Source organism: Aeromicrobium sp., from assembly GCF_014378035.1.
Classification (GTDB): Bacteria; Actinomycetota; Actinomycetes; order Propionibacteriales; family Nocardioidaceae; genus Aeromicrobium.
In genome coordinates this window covers 1-21,266 of sequence record NZ_JACMOM010000093.1, presented here as the reverse complement: position 1 = coordinate 21,266, position 21,266 = coordinate 1, and the positions used below count along the sequence as shown (strand labels likewise).

Sequence of the window (21,266 nt, the reverse complement as noted above, 5' to 3'; positions counted from 1 at the left end):
GATCCACGTCTCCCGAAAGTTGCTCAGCCCCATGCCGAACGTGAGCCCATCCGCTGCTGGTCGGCCGATCTCGATCTCGATCGTGGTCCCCGTGTACAACGGTGAGAAGACGCTCGCCGGGTTGGTCGAGGAGATCTCCCCTCTGACGTCCGTGCAGCGCACTGCCAGCGGCCTCCACTACATCGTTGAGTCCGTGGTCCTTGCCTGGGACCACGGCCAGGACCGCAGTGACGAGGTCATCCGTGAGCTCGCAGCGGCACACGACTGGGTCCGGCCGGTCTGGCTGTCGCGCAACTTCGGCCAGCACCCGGCTACCTGTGCGGGCATGCTCGCGACCGGCTCGGACTGGATCGTCACGATCGACGAGGACGGTCAGCACGACCCCTCCCACATCGGCACGATGCTCGACCAGGCCTACGCCGACAGGGCCCAGCTGGCGTACGCCAACCCGTCCAACGAGCGCCCTCACGGCCCGCTGCGCAACGGTGGGTCGAAGGTCGCGAAGTCGATGTTCAAGTGGCTTTTCGGCAGCGAGGCCGCCGACATCAACTTCCACAGCTACCGGCTGGTTGCCGGTGAGGTCGGACGCATCGTGGCGGCATCCATCGGGCCTGGCGTCTATCTCGACATCGCGCTCCTGTGGTCGATCCCGACAGTGACCCACGTCGACGTGCCCATGCGCACCGAGGGACGCCCGGCCACGAGCTACACGACGAGACGTCTGGCCTCGCACTTCTGGCGCCTCGTGCTCTCCTCGGGAACCAAGCCCCTGCGGCTCGTCGCGGGTATCGGCCTCACCTCGGCCGTGCTCGGCTTCGTGCTCGGCACGGTCCTCATCATGCAGAGGCTGTTCGGCGTGGTCGACGTCAGAGGATGGACGACAGTCGTCGTGGGGGGTCTGATCGGCGTGGGTCTCATCCTCCTGTCGCTGGGCGTCATCGCGGAGTACCTCGGCATGATGGCGTCCCGGTCGATGGGTCGGTCGAGCTACCTCGTGATCCGTGACCCGGCCACGGCCTTCCCCGGTGCGATCGAGCGCCCGGGCAACGAGTGACCGGCCGGATCAAGGCGTGGGTCGTTGGTGCCGGCGGCCTCGTCGGCTCCGCGATCGTGCGGTCCGGTGACCTGGAGACGTTCTCCGCGGCACCCGTCCCCTGGGGCACCCCGGGCGCGGCACCGATCCTTCACGCAGAGCTCGACCGCTTCGTCGAGTGGGTCGCTGACGACCAGTGGGGCCTCGTCTGGGCCGCCGGCGCCGGGGTCATGCACACGAGCCAGTCCACCCTCGACGACGAGCTGGCCGTGTTCCGGTCGTTCTGTCTCCGCGCTTCCGACGTGCTGCGACGAGAGGGCGGGGGTTTCTATCTCGTGTCGTCCGCGGGCGGTGTCTACGCAGGTTCCCTGGACCCACCGTTCCGCGCTGACACCGCGACGCAGCCGTTGAACGCGTACGGACGGACCAAGCTCGAGCAGGAAGACCTCGCGTTGGAGCTCCTCGCGCCGCACCTGCCGGTGACCATCGGGCGTCTGGCCAACGTCTACGGCCCGGGGCAGGACCTGACGAAGCAGCAGGGACTCATCACCCAGCTGTGCCTGTGCGCCCTGCTCAATCGTCCGGCCACGATCTTCGCCCCCCTGTCGACACTGCGTGACTACATCTACGTCGACGACGCGGCGCATCTCGTGACGGCGGACGTGTTCCGCATGGCCTCTGCGTCTGCCGCCGCCGGCACGGCAGGTGCGACACGACGGGTCGTCTGCTCTGGACGCTCGACGAGCATCGCCGAGGTGGTCACGATGGTGGGCAACGTGACGGGTCGCAGAATTCCGTTGATCCACACGCTCGGGGACGGGCCATTCATTCTCGATCTGCGACTGACCGCGTCGGAGGAAGGGGTCGGCCGCGGCGCGCCGCCGACCTCCCTGGAGGTGGGCATCGCGCTCGTCCAGCAGGACCTGCTGCGGCGGCTGGGCGATGGTGCGCTGGCCCTCGTCTGAGGTCCCGCGTCGAAGCGCCAGCAGGCCCGGGCGCGCGCGTCTGGACGCCTGCCCGCCTGCGTTAGGGTTCGAGCATGGACCCAGTGGAGATCAAGCAGATGGCCGAGATCGAGGAGAGCCACTGGTGGTTCCGGGAGCGTCGCGTCCTGATCGCACGTGAGCTCAGGACGTTGTCGGCGGGTCGCGCCCTCGACATCGGGGCCGCTGCCGGTCGCAACACCACGGTGCTCGAGGAGCACGGATGGGAGTCCTTCGCTCTGGAGTACGACGAGTCGGGAGCCCTGTTGGCCAAGGATCGCGGCATCAAGGTCATGCGTGCCGACGCGACGAAGCTGCCGTTGCCGGATGACCACTTCGACCTCGCGATCTCGTTCGATGTGCTCGAGCACATCGAGGACGACGCGACGGTGGCCCAGGAGATCAAACGGGTCCTCAAGCCCGGCGGAAGCGTGCTGATAGCCGTGCCCGCTGACCCACGGCTCTGGAGCGATCATGACGTCGCGGTGAGCCATGTGCGTCGTTATACCCGCGAGTCGTTGTCGAAGCTCTTCGAGGAAGCCGGATTCACCATCGAGGAGGTCTGGTCCTGGAACGTGCTCCTGCGTCCGGCGATCGCCTGGAAGCGCAAGCGTCCGGCGAATGCGGGCAGCGACATCGAATCGGTCTCGCCGCCGCTGAACCGGCTCCTGCACGGCATCGTCGCGCTGGAACGCTACCTGCCGGTGGGTCGGATGCCGGGCGTCTCGCTCATGCTCCGCGCCCACGTGGGCTGAGCCGGGACTCGCCGGTCAGATCCGGACGTCGCCATTCGGCGTGGAGAACGTCGCAGACATGATGCCGGGCAGGCCGTTGGGCGCGGTCCAGTTGACCTCGATGTCCTCGAGCGCGTCGATCAACGGCTCGCCCAACCAGTCGGCCAACCGCTGTGGTGATCCCGCGATGTCGAGCGAGGTCAGACCCACGGTGGCCTCTGCCATCTGTGAAGGGTGCTCGGACGGGTCGATGTCCCAGCAGGTGACGTAGGGGAGCTGCGGGTCGGCGCGCATGCTGCTGGTGCCGATCTGGCGCCACTCCAGGTTGAACCCGTCGGGGCGGCGACGGTTGCCGGCCACGGCGTGACGTCCGATGCGATGCTCGACCTCGGTCATGTCGTCGACCGAGACGCACCACGCCATCCAGCCGCCGCCGGCGTCGGAGCGCTCACGGACGGCCTGCCCGAAGGCAGCCTTGTCGGAGGCCGGGTGGTCCAGCGCCTCCACGACCTCGAGGTACTGGTGGTTCTTGAGGGGCAGGATCATGTTGCGGGTGCCGAACCTGGGGTGGGCGCCGCCGTCGAGGAACGTGGCGTCCATCAACCGACCGAGCTCTGCAGTCGTGCCGGCGAGACCATCGGGGCCAACGGCGAACGAGACGTGATCGAGGTGCATACGGCATTGTTGCCTGACGCGGGAACGCGACCGTTCGGGGGGTCCCGGTCGGTCGAAGGACCGGGGTGGTGTAGGGGCAGTCCGGTCAGAAAATCGCTGGACTCACTCAGTTTTCAGACGTCAGACGCGCGCGAAGGTCGAGAGCCGCCGCGGCATCCCCGCGCGCTTGTCGCGCCGGACTCTCCACGCCGATCGGCTGGACGACGTGGTCGCTCTACCGAGTTTCCGGGGTGGGCGGATCGGCCAGGTGGGGTGTCGGCAGGCCAGTGGCGCCGAACTGCTCGAGGTGCTGGGCGAGAAGTGCATATCCCGCCACGCCCATGAGCTCGGTCAGCTCGTCGCGGTTGGAGATGTAGACCGGCTCCATGCCCACGTGCGCCTCGGTGTTGGACGAGCAGTACCAGTCGAGGTCGGCGCCGCCCGGCCCCCATCCCGCCCGGGTGTACTCGCCGATCTGGGTCTCGGTGTACGTCGAGCCGTCGCCCCGGTCGACCTCACGGAACTGTCGGCGCAACGGCAGCTGCCAGCACACGTCAGGCTTGACGGTGTGCGGCTTGAGCCCCTCGGCGAGCGCGTATCCGTGGAGCGCGCAACCGTATCCGCCTTCGAAGCCCGCTGAGTTGTGAAAGATGCAGGCGCCCTCGAACGTGCGCGTCTTGAGCTCGCCGTCGCCGTCCTTCTCGGTCCAGCCCCCGCGGTGACCCTCGGCGTGACGTTCCCAGTGCGCCGGGGTCAGCTTCTGCATGGCGGCGCCGACACGTTGTGCATCGTCGTCGTCCGAAAAGTGTGCCCCGAGCGTGCAGCAACCCGCTTCGGGTGACGTGTCGTAGATGCCGGGGCAGCCAGCGCCGAAGACGCAGGTCCACCGCGAGCTGAGCCACGTCAGGTCGCAGCGGAAGACCTCGGACTCATCGTCCGGGTTGGTGAACTCCACGTAGGTCCGCGGGAATCCGAGCTCGACTTCAGGCATTGCCTCCACTCTAGTCGGCGGGGGTGAACGGAGGTACTCCGCGATCGGCACGGGCAGCGGTGTCCCCCGGCTAGAATGGACCCGCACTCTGCCCAGCGTGCACGCCCGATCGCTGATCACCGATGGAGACACGTGCGCCAGCTCATCCGCTACGGCCTCATCGGCCTCACGAGCAACGCCATCGCCTTCGGCATCTATGTCCTGATCACGGCATGGGGCAGCGCGCCCACCGTCGCGATGACGATCGTCTACCTCACCGCCGCCACCATCAGCTTCTTCGCGAACCGCAAGCTGACGTTCGGGCACGATGGGAGCATGTGGAGCGCGGGAGGCCGCTATGTCGTCGCGCACGGCATCGGCTACCTGCTCAACCTCGCGATCCTCGTTGTCCTCGTGGACCGGCTGGGCTACTCGCACGTCTGGGTCCAGGGCCTGGCGATCTTCGTGGTGGCCGGATACCTCTTCCTGATGTTCAAGTTCTTCGTCTTTGCGGCGCCGCGGCAGACAGACTCGGTTTCCGGGACCGCCTGAGCCGCACGCCGACCTTCGGCGGTGTCAGAATGGACGTATGCGTATGGGCGTCCTCGACATCGGCTCCAACACCGGGCACCTCCTGGTGGTGGACGCCTTCCGAGGCGGCCCACCCGTGCCCGCCCACTCCTACAAGGAGCCGCTTCGTCTCGCCGAGCACCTTGACGACGAGCAGGCGGTCACCGCGGAAGGCGTGGCCCGACTGGTCAAGTACGTCGTCGACGCGCGAGCCGAGGCTGAGGACAAGGGGTGCACGACCATCCTGGCGTTCGCCACCTCGGCAGTTCGCGACGCCGTGAATGCCGAGGACGTCATCGCCCAGGTCAACCAGGCCAGCGGCCTCGACCTCCAGGTTCTGGCCGGCGACGATGAGGCCCGGCTCACCTTCCTCGCAGTGCGTCGCTGGTTCGGTTGGTCCGCCGGCCGGCTCGGCGTCTTCGACATCGGTGGCGGCTCGCTCGAGCTCGCCGCGGGTTCTGATGAGACGCCCGACGTCGCGCAGTCGCTGCCGCTGGGCGCAGGACGCCTCACCCGTGAGTGGATCCAAGCCGGTCGCACGACGCCCGAGCTGCGGCTGCACGTCCGTTCGGCGGTCGCCGAGCAGGCCGGAGCGATCCTGCGCGGCGGTGCGTTCGACCGTGCCGTCGCGACCAGCAAGACCTTCCGTTCGCTCGCCAGGATCTGCGGGGCGGCGTCGTCGCACGACGGACAGTACGTCCGAAGAGTGCTTCACCGGGCCGATCTCTCGCAGCTGGTCGATGACCTCGTGACGATGGACGTCGACGACATCGCCAAGTTCCCGGGAGTCTCCCCGGACCGTGCCCACCAGATCCAGGCCGGTGCCATCGTGGCCGAGGCGACGATGGCACTCTTCGATCTGACCGAGCTCGAGATCTGTCCGTGGGCGTTGCGAGAAGGCGTCTTGCTGGAGCATCTGGACGGCCTCTAGCCCCGTCGTCCTACTGTTGACCCTGTGTCTGACCCCATCCGCGTCTCTCTGTCGACCTCGTCGGTCTATCCGGGCTCGACGGCGAGCGGCTTCGAGGCCGCGGCCCGGCTCGGCTACGACGGGGTCGAGGTGATGGTCGGCATCGATGATGTCAGCGCAGACATCACCGCGATCAAGGCTTTGAGCGCTTTCCACGACATCCCCGTGGTGTCGATCCATGCGCCGTGCCTCCTGGTCACGCAGCGGGTGTGGGGCAGTGACCCGTGGGAGAAGCTGCACCGCAGCGCCGAGATGGCACACGAGGTCGGTGCCAGCGTCATCGTGGTCCACCCGCCGTTCCGGTGGCAGCGCGACTACGCCAAGGGCTTCGTCGAGGGCATCGCCGACCTCGAGGCCGAGCACGGCGTCACGTACGCCGTCGAGAACATGTACCCGTGGCGCACGGGCAAGCGTGAGTTCCAGGCCTACGCACCGGGTTGGAACCCCGTCGATCACGACTTCGCCCACGTGACACTCGACCTCTCGCACAGCTCCACCGCGGGCCGCGACCCTGTCCAGATGGCGAAGGACGCCGGCGACCGTCTCGCGCACGTGCACATCGCCGATGGTTCGGGGTCGGCCAAGGACGAGCACATGATCCCCGGGCGAGGCACCCAACCGTGCGAGGAGTTCCTTGCCCACGTCGCTGCTTCGGGCTTCACCGGCGAGATCGTCGTCGAGATCAACACCCGCAAGGCGACCGACCAGACGGTGCGCGAGGCCGATTTGGTCGAGGCCCTCGAGTTCACCCGTCTGCACGCGACCGTCTGACGTCTCACCGGCTTCCTCGACCACTGCCCCTCGCTCCCCTCGGGCCGGACTAGTGTCACCTGCATGACCCAACGCATCGCGATCCTCGGCGCCGGCGTGATGGGCGAGACCCTTCTCGCGGCCATCCTGCGATCGGGCCGCCCCGCCGCCGACGTCGTGATCAGTGAGAAGCGAGCCGAGCGGGCGGCAGAGCTCCACGAGACCCACGGCGTCGAGGTGATGGGCAACGCCGAGGCCACCGCGACGGCCGATGTCGTCCTCCTGGTCGTCAAGCCGCAGGACGTACCGTCGCTCCTCGTCGAGATCGCTTCGTCCGTGCGACCGGGCACCACGGTCGTCTCGCTGGCCGCTGGCACCACGATCGCCGCGATGCGCTCAGCCCTGCCCGACGGGGTTGCGGTGGTCAGGGCAATGCCCAACACCCCGGTCCTCATCGGAGAGGGCATGTTCGGCATCTCGCCTGGACCCGGGGTCAGCGACGAGCAGCTGTCGAGCGTCGTCGAGCTGCTTGGTTCTGGCGGCAAGGTCGTCGTCGTCGACGAGAGCAAGCAGGACGGTGTCACGGCGGTGTCCGGGTCTGGCCCGGCATACGTCTTCTACCTTGCTGAGGCGATGATCGCGGGTGGCATCGAGGCGGGGCTCGACGAGGCCACCGCCCGCACGCTCACCGCCCAGACCCTCGTCGGGGCCTCTGCGCTGCTCGCCGGGTCCGACGACACCGCCGAGGACCTGAGGCGGCGCGTCACCTCACCCAACGGCACCACCGCCGCCGCGATCGCGACATTCGACGACCTGGGCGTCCGGCAGGCGCTCGTCGCCGGAGTGCTTGCCTGCGCCGCTCGTTCCGCAGAGCTCGCCGGCCCGGCCTAGGCTTCGTCCATGACCGACCGCGCGTGCGTCGTCTTCGATGAGCACCTCACCTCGTACGACTTCGGTGAGTCGCATCCCATGGCGCCGATCCGCATCGAGCTGACGATGGGCCTCGCCGGTGAGCTCGGCATCCTGGAGAATCTCGACGTCGTGGGTGCCGCGCCGGCAACCGACGACGAGCTCGGCCGGATCCACTCCCCGTCCTACATCGAGAGGGTGCACAAGCTCAGCGACCACCCGACGTATGCCGATCCGAGTCACGGCCTCGGCACCGAGGACAACCCCGTGTTCGCCCACATGCACGAGGCCAGCGCACTCATCGCCGGTGCCAGTGTGGAGGCCGCACGCAGGGTCTGGACCGGCCGGTCCCCGCGAGCCGTGAACATCGGCGGCGGGCTCCATCACGCGATGCCCGCCAACGCGAGTGGCTTCTGCATCTACAACGACGTCGCCCTCGCGATTCAATGGCTCCTTGACAACGGAGCGCAGCGGGTCGCGTACGTCGACGTCGATGCGCACCACGGCGACGGGGTGCAGAAGATGTTCTGGAACGAGCCGCGGGTGCTGACGATCTCGATCCATGAGGGCCCGCAGACGTTGTTCCCCGGCACGGGCTTCTCGACCGAGACCGGTGGTGAGGGTGCTGAGGGGTCGGCAGTCAACATGCCCCTGCCTCCGGCAACGTCCGACGCCGGATGGCTTCGCGCGTTCCACGCTGTCGCGCCCCCGCTGGTGCGGGAGTTCAAGCCCGACATCCTCGTGACGCAGCACGGTTGCGACTCACACATGGACGATCCCCTGACCAACCTGATGCTCAGCGTTGACGGCCAGCGCGCGTCGTACCTGGCGCTGCGCGACCTCGCCGAGGAGGTGTGCGGCGGCAAGTGGGTCGCCACCGGCGGCGGCGGCTACGCGGTCATGGACGTGGTCCCGCGCGCGTGGGCTCACCTCATGGCGATCGTGGCTGGCGCACCGCTCGACCCGTCAGTGCTGACGCCTGACACGTGGCGTGAACACATCGAGCGCCTCCGCGGCACGGCCGCCCCGTCGCGCATGACCGACGGCCGCACCATCGCCTACCGCGCGTGGGAACAGGGCTACGACCCCGCGAGCTGGCTCGACCGCTCCATCCAGGCCACCCGCATTGCCTCATTCCCGCTCAACGGGCTCGATCCGCAGCCCTGACAGGGTGCTGATGACGTGATCAGCCCCACTCGAGCGGATTTTTGGCAACTACTGTTCTGGAGACCTCGTGAGGCACTAGTCTCAACCAAGGCACGCGCGCTGTTCTCCGGTGGGGAAGCCGGAGAGCGCGCGTGCCCCTCAGGAAGCAGGTGGTGAGATGGCGTCCGGACCGTCGTTCCTGACCGTCGCCGAGGTGGCGGGTCAGATGCGCGTCTCGAAGATGACGGTCTACCGTCTCGTGCACTCCGGCGAGCTTGAGGCCGTGCGTGTCGGACGGTCGTTCCGGGTGCCTGAGCATGCTGTCGCGGAATTCCTCGACAAGTCGTACTTCGAAGCCGGTTGAGCCGGACTTCCTCGCTCGCCGACCACCCGTCATCGCAGGCGCGGTGACGGCCTGGAGTCATGGTCTGCGGCGCGACAAGCAATCGACCCCGTGTAGTCTGGGGCCAGCCAAAACCGAAGACCGAGCCCGTCCCCGACGGCCCCGGCGATCGGGTTGGCCACCGATCTCAGCGCACACAGATTCAGCGCACCAGCCACCTTGCGTGGACAACCAGGATTGAGAAGTGACCCGTGGGTTCAGTCATCAAGAAGCGTCGCAAGCGGATGTCGAAGAAGAAGCACCGCAAGATGCTGAAGCGCACACGAGTGCAGCGTCGGCGTCTGGGCAAGTAGCCCCATGAGCCGGGTCGTTCTCGTCACGGGTGTCGCGAGCCCGTTCGCCGCGCGGTTCGCGCGGCGGTTGGCGGGTCTCGGCGAGACGTCCGGCATCGACAAGGTCGTCGGCATCGACACCATTCTCCCAGCCGGCGACCTCGGCCGTGTGAAGTATGTCCGCGCCGACATCCGCACCTCGGTGGTCGGCAAGGTCATCGCAGTTGAGGAGGCCGACACCGTCGTCCACCTCGACGTCAACCCGCCCAAGCGCGGGCGCGCCAGCGGTGCCAAGGAGCTCAATGTCATCGGGACGATGCAGCTGCTCGCCGCGTGCCAGCGTTCGTCCAACATCGCCAAGCTCGTGCTCGGGTCGTCCGCGGCCGTCTACGGCACGTCACCGCGTGACCCGGCGATGTTCACCGAGTCCTTGCCTGCTCGTGGCGGCGTGCGAAGCGGCTTCCCCAAAGACATGGTCGAGGTCGAGTCGTACGTGCGTGGGTTCTCGCGTCGTCGCCCTGAGGTCATCACCACGACCTTGCGCTCGGCGCAGGTGCTGCACCCCGATATCGACTCGCCCCTGGGCAGCTACTTTGCCAACCCCGTCCTGCCGACCGTCATGGGATACGACCCACGACTGCAGTTCCTCGACCTGGAGGACGCCTTGAACGTCCTCACCGAGGCGGTCCTGAAGGACCGACCCGGCACGTTCAACGTCGCCGGTGACGGAGTTGTCCTGCTCAGCCAGGCGGCACGCCGTCTCGGCCGCCCGGTCATCCCTCTCCCGCCGATCGGTTTCGCCTCCGCCTCACGGCGGGTCATCCGCGCCATGGGTTCAGACATCTCGCCCGACCTGCACAGGCTCCTGACCTATGGGCGGGTCGTCGACACGTCGGCGCTGCGCGACATCTTCGGGTTCGAGCCGGCCCGGTCGTCCGCCGAGACCTTCGACTTGTTCCGCAGCTCTGTACGCCCGGGCATCCTGTCGGCAGTGGGAGGTCGCTGATGCCCGACGAACGCAAGACCATCGGATCCGGCGGACAGCCCGGACGCGGCAACCGCTCGACGTCGCCGTCGGCCGCTGCCCGCTCCATCGCCGGTAGTGCACCAGCCAGGAAGCCGGTCACGAAGGTCAAGAAGGCAGTCGAGCCTGTCGCCACGAGGGCGGCAACCATGCCCAAGAAGGCGGCACCCGCCGCGAAGAAGAAGGCAACAGCCTCGAAGCCCGCGACGAAACAGGCTGCTGCACCCGTCGATGACAAGCCCCGGTTGCGCGCGGTCACCGAGGAAGATGCCGCAGCTGCTGCCGCGGCCGCAGCTGACGAGGCAGCGCGCCGCACGCGCACGGCAGGTGCGGCCCCGCTGTCTGCCGGCATCCCCATCGACGAGATCATGGTGGCCGTGGTCCAGGCGGCGCAGCGTGTGCTCGGCACCGATTGGGAGTCCCGCATCGCCGTCCTGCTGGCGACCATCCGCAAACGTCTCAGTGGCGACTACGAGGTTGACGAGTTTGGTTTCGACCCTCAGATCACCGAGGTCATGATCGCCGCCATCGAGCCCCTCGCGGAAAAGTGGTTCAGGCTCGAGGTGCGGGGCATCGAGAACATCCCCACCGAGGGCGGCGCGTTGCTGGTGGCCAACCACTCCGGCACCGTCCCGATCGACGGCATGATCACGGGCTACGCGGTCAAGAAGTATGCCGGCCGCAACCTGCGTCCGCTCGGTGCAGACCTGGTGTTCTCGTTGCCGTTCGTGGGCCAGGTCGCCCGCAAGGTCGGCGTCACCCTTGCCTGCCAGGAGGACACGGAACGGCTCCTCACGACAGGCGAGCTCGCCGGGGTGTGGCCGGAGGGGTTCAAGGGCATCGGCAAGCCCTTCGCTGAGCGCTACAAGCTCCAGAGATTCGGCCGCGGTGGTTTCGTGTCCTCGGCGATGCGGGCTCAGGTGCCGATCGTGCCGGTCTCCATCGTTGGTGCTGAGGAGATCTACCCCCTGGTGGGCAACGTTCCCTCGCTTGCTCGGCTGCTCGGGTTGCCCTATCTGCCCATCACGCCCTTCTTCCCGCTCCTTGGTCCGCTCGGGCTGGTACCGCTGCCGAGCAAGTGGATCATCGAGTTCGGCGAACCAATCCGCACAGATGCCTTCGAACCTGAGGCGGCGGACGACCCGATGCTGCTGTTCAACGTCACCGACCAGGTGCGTGAGACCATCCAGCAGACGCTGTACGGTCTCCTCGTCGATCGCGGTAACGCCTTCTTCTGATCCGTCGGGCGGCGCGGCGTCGGCCGGTGCGTGTGAGATCGGGTGGCGGGGGTAGTTCTTCGCCATGACTGAGAATCGGACACCAGAGCACGAGGCGAGGCAGGCCGTCGTCGACCGCGTCGCCGCCTACCAGGACGGGGCGCCTGCGGGCACCGTCGAGGACGAGCTCCGCAAGGGCTTCACCGAGGCAGGCGTCGAGGTCTCCGATGAGCAGGTGACAGTCCTCGTCAAGGCGATCGATACCAACGATGGCGACGTGCACGTCGATGAGGTGCTCCACTGACATGGGGCGCAACCGGCGTGTGATGACCTGACCGGTGAGTCGTCATGTTCACCGGGACGGAGGGCGCTGAGGCGCCCCGCTCTGCACTGCTACGTCAGCCCTGCACCCTGCTACTGTGTGGCGCCGAGGCCATCGACCAGGCCCTCGACGAGACCCGGGTGGTCACCGGTGCCGAGCAGCCCGCCGACATCTGGTGTCGCCGGCTCGCCGGTGGTGGGGGAGTCGGTCACCGACGGCAGGGTCGGGAGGATCGGCGTCAATGAACCCGCCGTCGGACGGGTGCTGACGGGCTCCTTCTTCGCTGATCCGTCCGTGTCCTTCGTGGAACCGGACGGAGCCTTGCCTCTGGCAGGCGTACTTTTCGCGAGCCCCTTGACGGCGTTGACCAAGGCCTGCGCGTCGGTGCTCGCGCAGGCACTGCAGAGCGAGGACGCCCTGATGGCAAGGTCGTTGATGGTCTTGGTGGCGGAGTCGAACGATTCGGTGGCGTCAGCCGGCATGTTCTCGGACAGCGCCGACAGCCCGGCGGTCGAAGTGGCGGCGAAGTCGTTGACGATTCGTACTGACTTCGTGGAGCCGCTGTCGGAGTAGTCGGCGAAGAGAGCGGATGACCCGGCCTCGGCCTGTTGAGCGAAATCGTCCAGGGTGTGGGCGACGAGGTCGCTGGACGGGCCTGGACCGGTGCCACCCATCTCACTGATCTCGGCAAGCCGCTCGGACGCCTGCTTGAGCTGGAAGCTGCCTCGTGACGCGTCGTCGCGGTGCAGGGCGAGCTCGACGGACTCAACTCCGCGCTTGACCGGGTAGAGCATCTCGCCGGGCATGGCAGAGGCGCTCGAGGCAACCAGGCCAACGACGCCTACCGATGCCACCGCGGCGACCGTGATACCAGCCATCCGACTACGCAGGGAGGGGCGTTGCGCGCCGTGCTTGTGGATCGTGTGCGGCTTGGTCGTGTGCGTCCTGGCGGGGGTGGCCAGGTGAGGCGTCGGGACCAGAACAGTCACGGCCTCGGTCATCAGTCGGGTGCGCAGCGACTCGCAAAAATCCGGATCTGGCTCGATCACGGCGGACCGGCACAGGGCCTCGACGAAGTCCACCAGGTCAGCAATGTGCTCGTCGCGGGGCGCACCGCCACTCCAGGCCTCCTCGAAGGACTGGGCTTCGTCGTGCGAGCGACGGCCGATCATAACGGGTTCCTTACTCCAGCGGATGTTCCACTACGCTCAACGACCTCAGAACCGGGAAAGTTACGGTTCCACGACCCGCCAGAAGTCCTGACCTGATGGGTCATCTGGCGTCCTCAGGCATGGTCTTCGCGAGGCTGCGGACGGCCCTCAGCTGAAGCTGCTTGATGGCGCCCTCGCTGCGCCCGAGGGCTGCTGCGGTCTGGGCGATGGACAGGCCCTGGATGAACCGCATCAGGATGCAATCGCGCTGCTCGTTGGGGAGGCCGTTGACGGCTTCGAAGAGCATCTCGTTGGAGATGAGCGCGAGCACCTCCTGCTCGGGGCTGGCCACCGTGTTCTTGCCTTCGGGAATCGTCTCCGACACGATCTCGAGGCGCGCGCGGCTCGACTTGAAATGGTCGGCGACGAGGTTGCGGGCAATCGTGGTGAGCCAGGCGCCGAAGTCCTTGCCCTGCCAGTTGAAGCGCTGGATCGCCCGAAGACCGCGGACGAACGTTTCGCTTGTCAGGTCCTCGGCGAGCTGTTGAGATCCGACGCGGTAGTACACGAATCTGAAGACGCCGGTGACGTAGTGGTCGTAGAGCTGTCCAAACGCTTCGGCGTCGCCTTCCTTGGCCAGGTCGACGAGGGCGCGGAGGCGGGTGTGCTCGGGATCGAACGACTCGTCGGGCCCGGGTGAGGATCCGACCGGCGCGTAGGACGGTGAGTCGGGGGTGGAGGCGAGGGCGATCAGCAGCGACCGGTCGTCGGGGATCGCGAGCGCGCACGCCAACGCGCGGCGTAGCGCGCAGAAGCGAATGGTCACAGGCCCTCCCTGATCACGGTGATTCTAACCTCAAGAACCGACGATGTCAGCGTGTTTGTTTTTTCCTGAGACGGAGCGCTTTCCAGGTTCCACCGGCGGCCATCGCCGCCACTGCCGTCTTGCCGCTGAACACGGCGACCTTGCGGCCGGTGCGGTAGTCGCGGATCCGCCAACCGTTGGCCTTGGCGTGCGCACGAAGCGTGGAGTCGGGGTTGACCGCGCACGGGTGCCCGACGAGCGACAGCATCGGGAGGTCGTTGCTGGAGTCAGAATAGGCATAGCAGTCGGCGAGCACGAGATTCTCCCGCTCGGCGAGCGCGCGGATCGCCACGGCCTTGCCCTCGCCGTGCAGCATCTCACCGACGAGCTCACCGGTGTAGACGCCGTCGATGTGCTCCGACACGGTGCCCAGGGCACCGGTCAGGCCGAGGCGCCGTGAGATCACGGCGGCAATCTCGACCGGGGCGGCTGTCACGAGCCAGACCCGCTGTCCTCGATCGAGGTGCCACTGGGCGATCGCCCGGGTGCCGGGCCAGATCTTGTGCGCCATGTGCTTGTCGAAGATCTGCTCACCGATCTCCTCGAGCTCACTGACCCGATGGCCGGCGATGAACGCCAGCCCTGTGGCGCGGGCATTGGCGATGTGCTCGGGATCCTCGACCCCCGCGAGCCGGAAGTAGAGCTGCTGCCACGTGGCCATGAAGATGTCCTTCGTCGTGAAGAACTTCCGCTCGTGCAAACCTCGGGCGAGGTGGAAGATCGAGGCGCCCTGCATGATGGTGTTGTCAACATCGAAGAAGGCTGCTCCGCGCAGATCGGGCGCGGTCGAGAGGGCGTTCTCCATCTCGGAGGCCGAGGCCGCTGCCTGGCCGGAGAGGACCGATCTCGACTGAAGGTTGCGTCGTCGGTCGGGCGAGGTTTCCCGTGACATGCAACTGAGACTAACGTCCTCCGGGCTGGCGACCTGTGGTTGACTCGAAGCGTGACGGTCAATGTCAGCGAGTACCTCCGCGGCGCCGCGTCCAACAACCCCGATGGAGTGGCGCTGGTCGAGCACCGCACCATTCGCCGTGAGGTCACCTGGCGCCAGCTCGACGAGGCCGCGGACGACGTGGCGAGGGGGCTCTCCGGCCGTGGACTCGTCGCCGGTCAGCGGGTGGCGATCGTCATGGCCAACCGTATCGATCTGCCGATCGCCTATTTCGGTATCTTGCGTGGGGGCATGGTCGCCGTGCCGATCAACCCGCGCTCGACGACCCGCGAAATCGGTCGCATGCTGGCGGACTCGGTAGCGCGCGTCGTCCTTTGTGACGAGGCCGGAGTCGCCCAGGTCCGCGAGGCGGTCACCGACGAGCACCACGTCAGCATCATCGTCGGCGGCGTGAAGCCCAGGAAGGGCGAGACCGCGTTCGACACCTTCTTGGCCGATGCATCGGGTGCTGAGCCAGCTGCCCCACCGGATGCCGAGGCCCTGGCGGTCGTCCTCTACACGTCCGGCACCAGCGGCAAGCCTCGTGGCGCGATGCTCACGCACCGTGCGCTGATCGCCAACATCGAGCAGATCGCCACGCTCGACCCGCCTGCCATGACGTCCGATGACGTCTGCCTCGGGCTGTTGCCGATGTTCCACATCTACGGGCTCAACTGCGTGCTCGGCCAGGCTGTCAAGCAGGGCGCTCGAGTGCTGCTGGTCGATGGTTTCGACGCCGGAGGCCTGCTCGACGACATCGTGGCGGAGGGCGTCACCACCCTTCCGCTCGCCCCGCCGGTCATCGCTGCCTGGGCCGGGCGCGACGACCTGCGTCACAAGCTGGCCGACGTCACGATGATCCTGTCGGGGGCCTCGGCACTCGACCCCGATCTCGCGGAGACCTTCTTTGCCTCATCAGGCAAGCGCATCGAGCAGGGCTACGGGCTCACCGAGACGGCTCCGGTCATCGCGACGACGCTCGGCTCACCGCGACAAGCCGGTACCCCCGCGAAGGCTGGCTCGGTCGGCCGTCCGCTGCCCGGCATCGAGGTGCGCATCGTCGAGGCGAACGGCGACGACTCGACGTCCGGCGACCCGGCCGAGATCTGGGTCCGGGGCGACAACCTGTTCTCCGGCTACTGGCCCGACGGCGTCGACGGCCCCCGTTCCGACGGTTGGTATCCCACGGGTGACGTCGGCTACCTCGACGGCGACGGCGACCTGGCTCTCGTCGATCGGCTGCGCGAGCTCGTGATCGTGTCGGGCTCCAACGTCTACCCGTTCGAGGTCGAGGACATCATCGCCGAGGTGCCGGGTGTCGCGCAGGTCGCGGTCGTGGGCCTGCCCGACGAGGAGACCGGCGAAGCCGTCGTCGCGTTCGTCGTTCCCGACAGCGCCGACCCGGCCGACCACACGGTGCTGCTCGAGGCGGTCGAGGCGCACTGCCGCACCCGGCTCGCACGGTTCAAGCAACCTCGACGTGTCGTGGTCGTGCAAGGGCTTCCGCACTCGGCGACGGGCAAGGTCGCCAAGGGCAGGTTGAGGTCCCTGGCCCGGAGCGAGACGTTGGGTCTGGACGCGTCATGACCATCGCCCACGCGTCCGACGCGCGTGTCGTCGTCTACTCGCGCGCCGGGTGCCACCTGTGCGAGGCCGCCGAGGCGCAGGTCGCCGACGTCTGTGCGCAGACCGGCGACACGTGGGTCCGCGTCGACATCGCGACCGACCCGGACCTGTCGTCCCGATTCACCGAACAGGTGCCGGTGACGTTCGTCGACGGGGGCCAGCACGACTTCTGGAGGGTCGATCCCGTACGCCTGAAGGCAGCCCTGGCGCGTCGCGCCTGACGTGTGACAAATCGCACGGATGATGTCTCGATTTTGTTAACGCGTTCACAAACTCCTAAACTGGAACTGCACCGCGTGCCAGTCCCGACAGGGATAATCCCCGGCCGCACAGTGCAGGAGCAATGTGACCATACTTCGCACTCCTCGGTCCGCCGATGGAACCACCCGAGGCATCCCTGATGCCACGGTCGCGCGCCTGCCGATATACCTGCGCGCGCTCAACGCGCTGACGGAGCAGGGCGTAGCGACGTGCTCGTCCAACGACCTGGCCCAGGACACCGGGGTCAACCCGCCGAAGCTGCGCAAGGACCTTTCGTATCTCGGCTCGTATGGGACCCGCGGGGTCGGCTACGACGTCGAGTACCTCCGCTACCAGATTGCGCGCGAGATCGGCCAGACCCAGGACTGGGACGTCGTCATCGTGGGCGTCGGCAATCTCGGGTCGGCGCTCTCGGCCTACCAGGGGTTCAGCTCTCGCGGCATCCGCGTCGCGGCTCTCGTCGACGCCGACCCCCGACGCATCGGCACCAGCATCTCGGGCATCGTGGTCACGGCGATGGCCGACCTTGACGCCGTCATCCGCGACCGGCAGATCTCCATCGGCATCATCGCGACACCCGGCAGTGCCGCCCAAGAGGTGGCCGACGGACTGGTCTCGGCAGGAATCACCAGCATCCTCAACTTCGCTCCCGCACTCGTCCAGGTGCCCGACGGCGTCGACGTCCGCAAGGTCGACCTGTCGATCGAGCTGCAGATCTTGGCGTATCACGAGCAGCGCAAGGCTCCCGCAGCGTCTGGAGGCCGCCCATGAGCGTCCTGGTCGTGGGCATGTCCCACAAGTCGGCTCCCATCGACGTCCTCGAGCGTGCGTCGCTCGACACCGACGCGGCGGTCAAGCTGTCGCACGTCGTGCTCGACACTCCTTTCGTCACCGAGTCGGTCGTCATCTCGACCTGTAACCGCGTCGAGATCTATGTCGAGGCCGAGCGCTTTCACGGAGCGGTCGAGGAGGTCTCGCGCCTGCTCGCCGACCACTCCGGCCTTGACCGCGACGACTTCGTCCAACACGTCTACGTCCATTACGACGAAGCGGCCGTCGCCCATCTCTTCGGTGTGGCGTCAGGCATGGACTCGATGATCCTGGGCGAGAGCCAGATCCTCGGCCAGGTCCGCGAAGCCCTCCACGGCGCGCAGGCCGAGTCGACCGTGGGCTCGGCCCTCAATGCGCTGTTCCAGCAGGCCCTGCGCATCGGCAAGCGCGGTCACGCCGAGACGGGCATCGACCGGCTCGCTCCCTCCATCGTCACCGCGGGCCTTGACGCCGCGGGTTCGGTCGTCGACGCCGACGACTCGCGGTTCCTGGTCGCCGGAGCCGGCACGATGGCCACCCTCGCAGTCCGCACCCTCGTCGAGCGAGGTGTTGCACCCCACCGCATCATGGTGGCCAACCGCACCTTCCAGCGCGCCTACGCGCTCGTCGCGACCTTCGGCGTCAGCGCAGTCCGCTGGCAGGCGATGGATGTGGAGCTGTCGGCGGCCGACGTGCTGATCAGCTGCACCGGCGCCAGCGGTGTCGTGTTCGACCGCGACCGCGTCGCACAGGCTGCCGCGGGGCGGAAGATGGCGCTGATCGACCTCGCCCTGCCCCGCGACATCGATCCGGAGGTGCGCGAGCTCGACGGCGTCACGCTCGTCGACCTCGTCGTGCTGTCAGGGCTTTCCGAGAACGCCGACCTCGCCGCGGACGTCGATCAGGTGCGCTCGATCGTCGACGACGAGGTGCGCACCTTCCTTGCGGCGAAGGCCGCCTCGCACATCACGCCCACCGTCGTCGCGCTGCGGACCATGGCGACCGACGTCGTCGCGGCCGAGCTCGCACGCATTGAGTCGCGCCTCCCCGGCCTCAGCACCGAAGAGCTCGCGACGGTGCGCAAGGCCCTGCATCGCGTCGCCGAGAAGCTCATCCACGCTCCCACGGTCCGCGTCCAGCAGCTCGTCGACGGCCCGGCCGGCCTCACGTACGCCGATGCGCTCGCCGACCTGTTCGCCCTCGACCAGTCGGCCGTCGACGCCGTGGCCCAGGTCAAGGGAGACCCCGCATGATCGCCGCGCAGGACACAGTCGTCCGCCACACCACGCTCAGGCTCGGCACCCGGGCCAGCACCCTCGCCATGACGCAGTCCGAGCTGATCGCCGCCCGTCTGCGCGCCGAGTCTGGCGTCGAGGTCGTACTGGTCCCGATCTCCACCGAGGGCGACCGCAGTGGTGAGCCTCTCGCCGACATGGGCGGCCAGGGCGTGTTCGTGTCTGCTCTTCGCGAGGCCGTTGTGCGTGGCGACGTCGACATCGCCGTGCACTCGCTCAAGGACCTTCCCACGACCCCCGACCCCCGCCTCGCGCTCGCGGCCATCCCGCAACGCGAGGATGCCCGCGACTGCCTGGTGGCCCGCGACGGCCTCACTCTCGGCGAGCTTCCGCAGGGCGCGCGGGTCGGCACCGGCTCCCCGCGGCGTGAGGCCCAGATCAACGCGCTCGGACTCGGCCTGTTGGTCGTGCCGATCCGCGGCAACGTCGACTCTCGTATCGCCAAGGTTGTCTCTGGCGACTACGACGGGGTGCTCCTGGCGCGTGCCGGGCTGCTCCGCCTCGGCAGGGCCGAGGAAGCGACCGAAGTGATAGACCCACTGCAGATGCTTCCCGCCCCCGGGCAGGGAGCGCTTGCGTGCGAGTGTCGCGCCGATGATGACGTGACGATTCGCCTGCTCAGTGGCCTCGACGACAGCGACACGCGTGCTGCCGTCACCGCCGAACGAAGCCTCCTCGCCACACTCGAGGCTGGCTGCAGTGCCCCCGTGGGGGCTCTTGCCGAAGTCGCCTGGGGCGACGACGGCGACGAGCTCTGGCTTCGTGCCGTGGTCGGAAGTCCTTCCGGCTCGCCCACCATCCGACTGTCCGCGACCGGCCTGCCTTCCGAGGCCGCAGCGGTCGGTGAACGTCTTGCTGTCGAGATGCTCGCCGAAGGTGCCGACGCCTTGGTGTCGGCAGCCTCATGACCCCTGACAGAACGAGAAAAGGATCACCGTGACCCTCACCACTGCGATGCGAGAAGCACCGTCGACACCCAGCCCCGGTACGCGCAAGGTCGTACGCGGCCACGTGAGCTTCGTCGGCGCGGGACCGGGCGATGCGAGTCTGCTGACGGTGAGAGCAGCCGAGCTGCTCGCCCAGGCGGACGTCGTGATCACGGAGCTGCCCGAGCAGTCGGCGCTCGTCACCAACGGCGCTGAGATCGTTGACGGCGGACTCGGGGAAGACGGCGAGACCCTGACTCACGCCGCCCGGTCCAAGCTCGTCGTCAAGTACGCCAAGACCGGTGCGCACGTCGTCCGCCTGATGGCCGGCGACCCGTTCACGTACGCCACCGGGCCCGAGGAGGCCGCGGCGTGCAGCAAGGCCGGTATCGGCTTCGAGATCGTGCCCGGCGTCTCCTCGGTGTCGGCCGTCCCGGCCTACGCCGGTGTGCCCCTCACCAACCGCACGCACCGCGAGTACTCCGTGGTCAGCGTCGGTGACGCGGTAGTCAACTGGGCTGACCACGCCAGCGAGGACACACTGGTGCTGTTGTCGGCCGTCGCCCGCATCGGCGAGGCCGCCGACGGGCTCATCGGCGCCGGCCGTTCGGCCGAGACGCCGGTCGCCATGACCCGCGTGGGCACCACGACCGAGCAGACCACCGTCGTCTCGACACTGGCCGACATCGCCGCAGACGCCAGGGAGGCCGGCATGACCGCACCCGCGATCGTCGTCGTCGGGCAGGTCGTCGCGATGCGCGAGGCGCTGTCGTGGTTCGAGACCAAGCCGCTCTACGGGTGGCGCATCCTGGTGCCCCGCACCAAGGAGCAGTCGGCCGGTCTTGCTGCCCGACTGCGTGGTTTCGGCGCGATCTCCGAGGAGGTCCCGACCATCTCGGTCGAGCCGCCGCGCAACCCGCAGCAGATGGACAAGGCAGTGCGCGGTCTCGTCGAGGGCCGCTACGAGTGGATCGTCTTCACGAGCGTCAACGCCGTCAAGGCGGTGCGTGAGAAGTTCGAGGAGTACGGCCTCGACGCGCGTGCTTTCTCCGGTCTGAAGATCGCGGCGGTCGGCGACAAGACCGCCGAGGCCATCGCCACGTGGGGCATCCGCGCCGACCTCATCCCTACCGGTGAGCAGTCGGCCCGGGGGCTCCTCGAGGACTGGCCGCCTTATGACGACCTGCTCGACCCGATCAACCGGGTGTTCCTGCCGCGTGCCGACATCGCCACCGAGACCCTCGTCGCCGGCCTGGTCGACCTGGGCTGGGAGGTCGACGACGTCACGGCCTACCGCACCGTCCGGGCTGCCCCGCCCGCGGCTCCCACGCGGGAGGCCATCAAGAGTGGCAAGTTCGACGCCGTGATGTCCACGCCGTCGTCGACGGGCCGCAACCTCGTGGGCATTGCTGGCAGGCCGCACACGTCGACGATCATCGCCTGC

General features: G+C 67.9%; 24 protein-coding genes. 19 read left to right on the top strand and 5 right to left on the bottom strand.

The annotated features are described in order from the left end of the window. Positions 1-31: 31 nt before the first annotated feature. The 3 genes from H7290_RS05065 to H7290_RS05055 all read left to right on the top strand — a co-directional run bounded on the left by H7290_RS05065 (position 32) and on the right by H7290_RS05055 (position 2,771). Positions 32-1,054: a glycosyltransferase gene (locus H7290_RS05065; RefSeq protein WP_290512927.1), complete on the top strand. Its 1,023-nt coding sequence runs from the start codon at positions 32-34 to the stop codon at positions 1,052-1,054. Then, positions 1,051-1,998: an NAD-dependent epimerase/dehydratase family protein gene (locus tag H7290_RS05060; RefSeq protein WP_290512926.1), complete on the top strand. Its 948-nt coding sequence runs from the start codon at positions 1,051-1,053 to the stop codon at positions 1,996-1,998. The genes H7290_RS05065 and H7290_RS05060 overlap by 4 nt, the downstream gene beginning before the upstream one ends. Positions 1,999-2,072: 74 nt before the next feature. Beyond that, positions 2,073-2,771 (top strand): bifunctional 2-polyprenyl-6-hydroxyphenol methylase/3-demethylubiquinol 3-O-methyltransferase UbiG, encoded by a 699-nt coding sequence (locus tag H7290_RS05055; RefSeq protein WP_290512925.1) that lies wholly within the window; start codon positions 2,073-2,075, stop codon positions 2,769-2,771. Positions 2,772-2,786: 15 nt separating this feature from the next. Here H7290_RS05055 and H7290_RS05050 read toward each other — a convergent pair whose 3' ends face one another. Both H7290_RS05050 and H7290_RS05045 read right to left on the bottom strand, forming a co-directional pair. After that, the gene (locus H7290_RS05050; protein ID WP_290512924.1) at positions 2,787-3,425 is read right to left on the bottom strand and encodes a VOC family protein; all 639 of its coding nucleotides are present in this window, start codon (positions 3,423-3,425) and stop codon (positions 2,787-2,789) included. A 214-nt stretch (positions 3,426-3,639) separates the two neighbouring features. After that, positions 3,640-4,395, bottom strand: a complete 756-nt coding sequence (locus H7290_RS05045; RefSeq protein WP_290512923.1) for a hypothetical protein — start codon at positions 4,393-4,395, stop codon at positions 3,640-3,642. A gap of 132 nt (positions 4,396-4,527) precedes the next feature. Between H7290_RS05045 and H7290_RS05040 the strand changes: the two genes are divergently transcribed. The 10 genes from H7290_RS05040 to H7290_RS04995 all read left to right on the top strand — a co-directional run bounded on the left by H7290_RS05040 (position 4,528) and on the right by H7290_RS04995 (position 11,939). Beyond that, a complete protein-coding gene (locus H7290_RS05040) occupies positions 4,528-4,926 on the top strand; it encodes a GtrA family protein (RefSeq protein ID WP_290512922.1) in 399 nt (132 codons plus the stop codon). Positions 4,927-4,963: 37 nt separating this feature from the next. Further along, positions 4,964-5,875, top strand: coding sequence for a Ppx/GppA phosphatase family protein (locus tag H7290_RS05035; RefSeq protein ID WP_290512921.1), 912 nt, complete (start codon positions 4,964-4,966; stop codon positions 5,873-5,875). A 24-nt stretch (positions 5,876-5,899) separates the two neighbouring features. Next, entirely contained in the window at positions 5,900-6,685 is a 786-nt protein-coding gene (locus tag H7290_RS05030; protein ID WP_290512920.1) for a sugar phosphate isomerase/epimerase, read from the top strand. 63 nt (positions 6,686-6,748) lie between these two features. Beyond that, positions 6,749-7,555, top strand: coding sequence for a pyrroline-5-carboxylate reductase (proC, locus tag H7290_RS05025; protein WP_290512919.1), 807 nt, complete (start codon positions 6,749-6,751; stop codon positions 7,553-7,555). Positions 7,556-7,564: 9 nt separating this feature from the next. After that, entirely contained in the window at positions 7,565-8,740 is a 1,176-nt protein-coding gene (locus H7290_RS05020) for an acetoin utilization protein AcuC (protein WP_290512918.1), read from the top strand. 157 nt (positions 8,741-8,897) lie between these two features. Beyond that, positions 8,898-9,083, top strand: coding sequence for a helix-turn-helix domain-containing protein (locus H7290_RS05015; protein ID WP_290512917.1), 186 nt, complete (start codon positions 8,898-8,900; stop codon positions 9,081-9,083). A gap of 230 nt (positions 9,084-9,313) precedes the next feature. After that, entirely contained in the window at positions 9,314-9,415 is a 102-nt protein-coding gene (locus tag H7290_RS05010; RefSeq protein ID WP_019143756.1) for an AURKAIP1/COX24 domain-containing protein, read from the top strand. A 4-nt stretch (positions 9,416-9,419) separates the two neighbouring features. Then, entirely contained in the window at positions 9,420-10,400 is a 981-nt protein-coding gene (locus tag H7290_RS05005; RefSeq protein ID WP_290512916.1) for an NAD-dependent epimerase/dehydratase family protein, read from the top strand. Next, positions 10,400-11,656, top strand: coding sequence for a lysophospholipid acyltransferase family protein (locus H7290_RS05000; RefSeq protein WP_290512915.1), 1,257 nt, complete (start codon positions 10,400-10,402; stop codon positions 11,654-11,656). Before H7290_RS05005 ends, H7290_RS05000 begins: the two co-directional genes overlap by 1 nt. 64 nt (positions 11,657-11,720) lie before the next feature. Beyond that, a complete protein-coding gene (locus H7290_RS04995) occupies positions 11,721-11,939 on the top strand; it encodes a hypothetical protein (protein ID WP_290512914.1) in 219 nt (72 codons plus the stop codon). A 110-nt stretch (positions 11,940-12,049) separates the two neighbouring features. On the opposite strand, the gene H7290_RS04990 is transcribed toward H7290_RS04995, so the two are convergent. The 3 genes from H7290_RS04990 to H7290_RS04980 all read right to left on the bottom strand — a co-directional run bounded on the left by H7290_RS04990 (position 12,050) and on the right by H7290_RS04980 (position 14,865). Continuing rightward, a complete protein-coding gene (locus tag H7290_RS04990) occupies positions 12,050-13,129 on the bottom strand; it encodes a DUF5667 domain-containing protein (protein ID WP_290512913.1) in 1,080 nt (359 codons plus the stop codon). 100 nt (positions 13,130-13,229) lie between these two features. Continuing rightward, the gene (locus tag H7290_RS04985; RefSeq protein ID WP_290512912.1) at positions 13,230-13,934 is read right to left on the bottom strand and encodes a sigma-70 family RNA polymerase sigma factor; all 705 of its coding nucleotides are present in this window, start codon (positions 13,932-13,934) and stop codon (positions 13,230-13,232) included. Between the two features lie 46 nt (positions 13,935-13,980). Continuing rightward, positions 13,981-14,865, bottom strand: coding sequence for an HAD-IB family hydrolase (locus tag H7290_RS04980; RefSeq protein ID WP_290512911.1), 885 nt, complete (start codon positions 14,863-14,865; stop codon positions 13,981-13,983). A gap of 51 nt (positions 14,866-14,916) precedes the next feature. On the opposite strand from H7290_RS04980, the gene H7290_RS04975 reads away from it, so the two are divergent. From H7290_RS04975 to H7290_RS04950, 6 genes are all read left to right on the top strand, one after another. After that, positions 14,917-16,491: an AMP-binding protein gene (locus tag H7290_RS04975; RefSeq protein WP_290512910.1), complete on the top strand. Its 1,575-nt coding sequence runs from the start codon at positions 14,917-14,919 to the stop codon at positions 16,489-16,491. Further along, positions 16,488-16,751: a glutaredoxin family protein gene (locus tag H7290_RS04970; protein WP_290512909.1), complete on the top strand. Its 264-nt coding sequence runs from the start codon at positions 16,488-16,490 to the stop codon at positions 16,749-16,751. Before H7290_RS04975 ends, H7290_RS04970 begins: the two co-directional genes overlap by 4 nt. A gap of 124 nt (positions 16,752-16,875) precedes the next feature. Then, a complete protein-coding gene (locus H7290_RS04965; RefSeq protein WP_290512908.1) occupies positions 16,876-17,562 on the top strand; it encodes a redox-sensing transcriptional repressor Rex in 687 nt (228 codons plus the stop codon). After that, positions 17,559-18,854 (top strand): glutamyl-tRNA reductase, encoded by a 1,296-nt coding sequence (locus H7290_RS04960; protein ID WP_290512907.1) that lies wholly within the window; start codon positions 17,559-17,561, stop codon positions 18,852-18,854. Before H7290_RS04965 ends, H7290_RS04960 begins: the two co-directional genes overlap by 4 nt. Further along, entirely contained in the window at positions 18,851-19,804 is a 954-nt protein-coding gene (hemC, locus tag H7290_RS04955; RefSeq protein ID WP_290512906.1) for a hydroxymethylbilane synthase, read from the top strand. The genes H7290_RS04960 and hemC overlap by 4 nt, the downstream gene beginning before the upstream one ends. 46 nt (positions 19,805-19,850) lie before the next feature. Then, on the top strand, positions 19,851-21,266 hold a 1,416-nt coding region (locus H7290_RS04950; protein WP_290512936.1), incomplete at its 3' end, for a bifunctional uroporphyrinogen-III C-methyltransferase/uroporphyrinogen-III synthase.

Coding starts and splice junctions, on each gene's coding strand:
- H7290_RS04995 (WP_290512914.1), top strand. CDS start 11,721: ATGACTGAGAATCGGACACCAGAGCACGAGGCGAGGCAGGCCGTCGTC.
- H7290_RS05065 (WP_290512927.1), top strand. CDS start 32: ATGCCGAACGTGAGCCCATCCGCTGCTGGTCGGCCGATCTCGATCTCG.
- hemC (WP_290512906.1), top strand. CDS start 18,851: ATGATCGCCGCGCAGGACACAGTCGTCCGCCACACCACGCTCAGGCTC.
- H7290_RS05035 (WP_290512921.1), top strand. CDS start 4,964: ATGCGTATGGGCGTCCTCGACATCGGCTCCAACACCGGGCACCTCCTG.
- H7290_RS05055 (WP_290512925.1), top strand. CDS start 2,073: ATGGACCCAGTGGAGATCAAGCAGATGGCCGAGATCGAGGAGAGCCAC.
- H7290_RS05045 (WP_290512923.1), bottom strand. CDS start 4,395: ATGCCTGAAGTCGAGCTCGGATTCCCGCGGACCTACGTGGAGTTCACC.
- H7290_RS05015 (WP_290512917.1), top strand. CDS start 8,898: ATGGCGTCCGGACCGTCGTTCCTGACCGTCGCCGAGGTGGCGGGTCAG.
- H7290_RS05050 (WP_290512924.1), bottom strand. CDS start 3,425: ATGCACCTCGATCACGTCTCGTTCGCCGTTGGCCCCGATGGTCTCGCC.
- H7290_RS05000 (WP_290512915.1), top strand. CDS start 10,400: ATGCCCGACGAACGCAAGACCATCGGATCCGGCGGACAGCCCGGACGC.
- proC (WP_290512919.1), top strand. CDS start 6,749: ATGACCCAACGCATCGCGATCCTCGGCGCCGGCGTGATGGGCGAGACC.
- H7290_RS04990 (WP_290512913.1), bottom strand. CDS start 13,129: ATGATCGGCCGTCGCTCGCACGACGAAGCCCAGTCCTTCGAGGAGGCC.
- H7290_RS04980 (WP_290512911.1), bottom strand. CDS start 14,865: ATGTCACGGGAAACCTCGCCCGACCGACGACGCAACCTTCAGTCGAGA.
- H7290_RS05005 (WP_290512916.1), top strand. CDS start 9,420: ATGAGCCGGGTCGTTCTCGTCACGGGTGTCGCGAGCCCGTTCGCCGCG.
- H7290_RS04970 (WP_290512909.1), top strand. CDS start 16,488: ATGACCATCGCCCACGCGTCCGACGCGCGTGTCGTCGTCTACTCGCGC.
- H7290_RS04960 (WP_290512907.1), top strand. CDS start 17,559: ATGAGCGTCCTGGTCGTGGGCATGTCCCACAAGTCGGCTCCCATCGAC.
- H7290_RS05020 (WP_290512918.1), top strand. CDS start 7,565: ATGACCGACCGCGCGTGCGTCGTCTTCGATGAGCACCTCACCTCGTAC.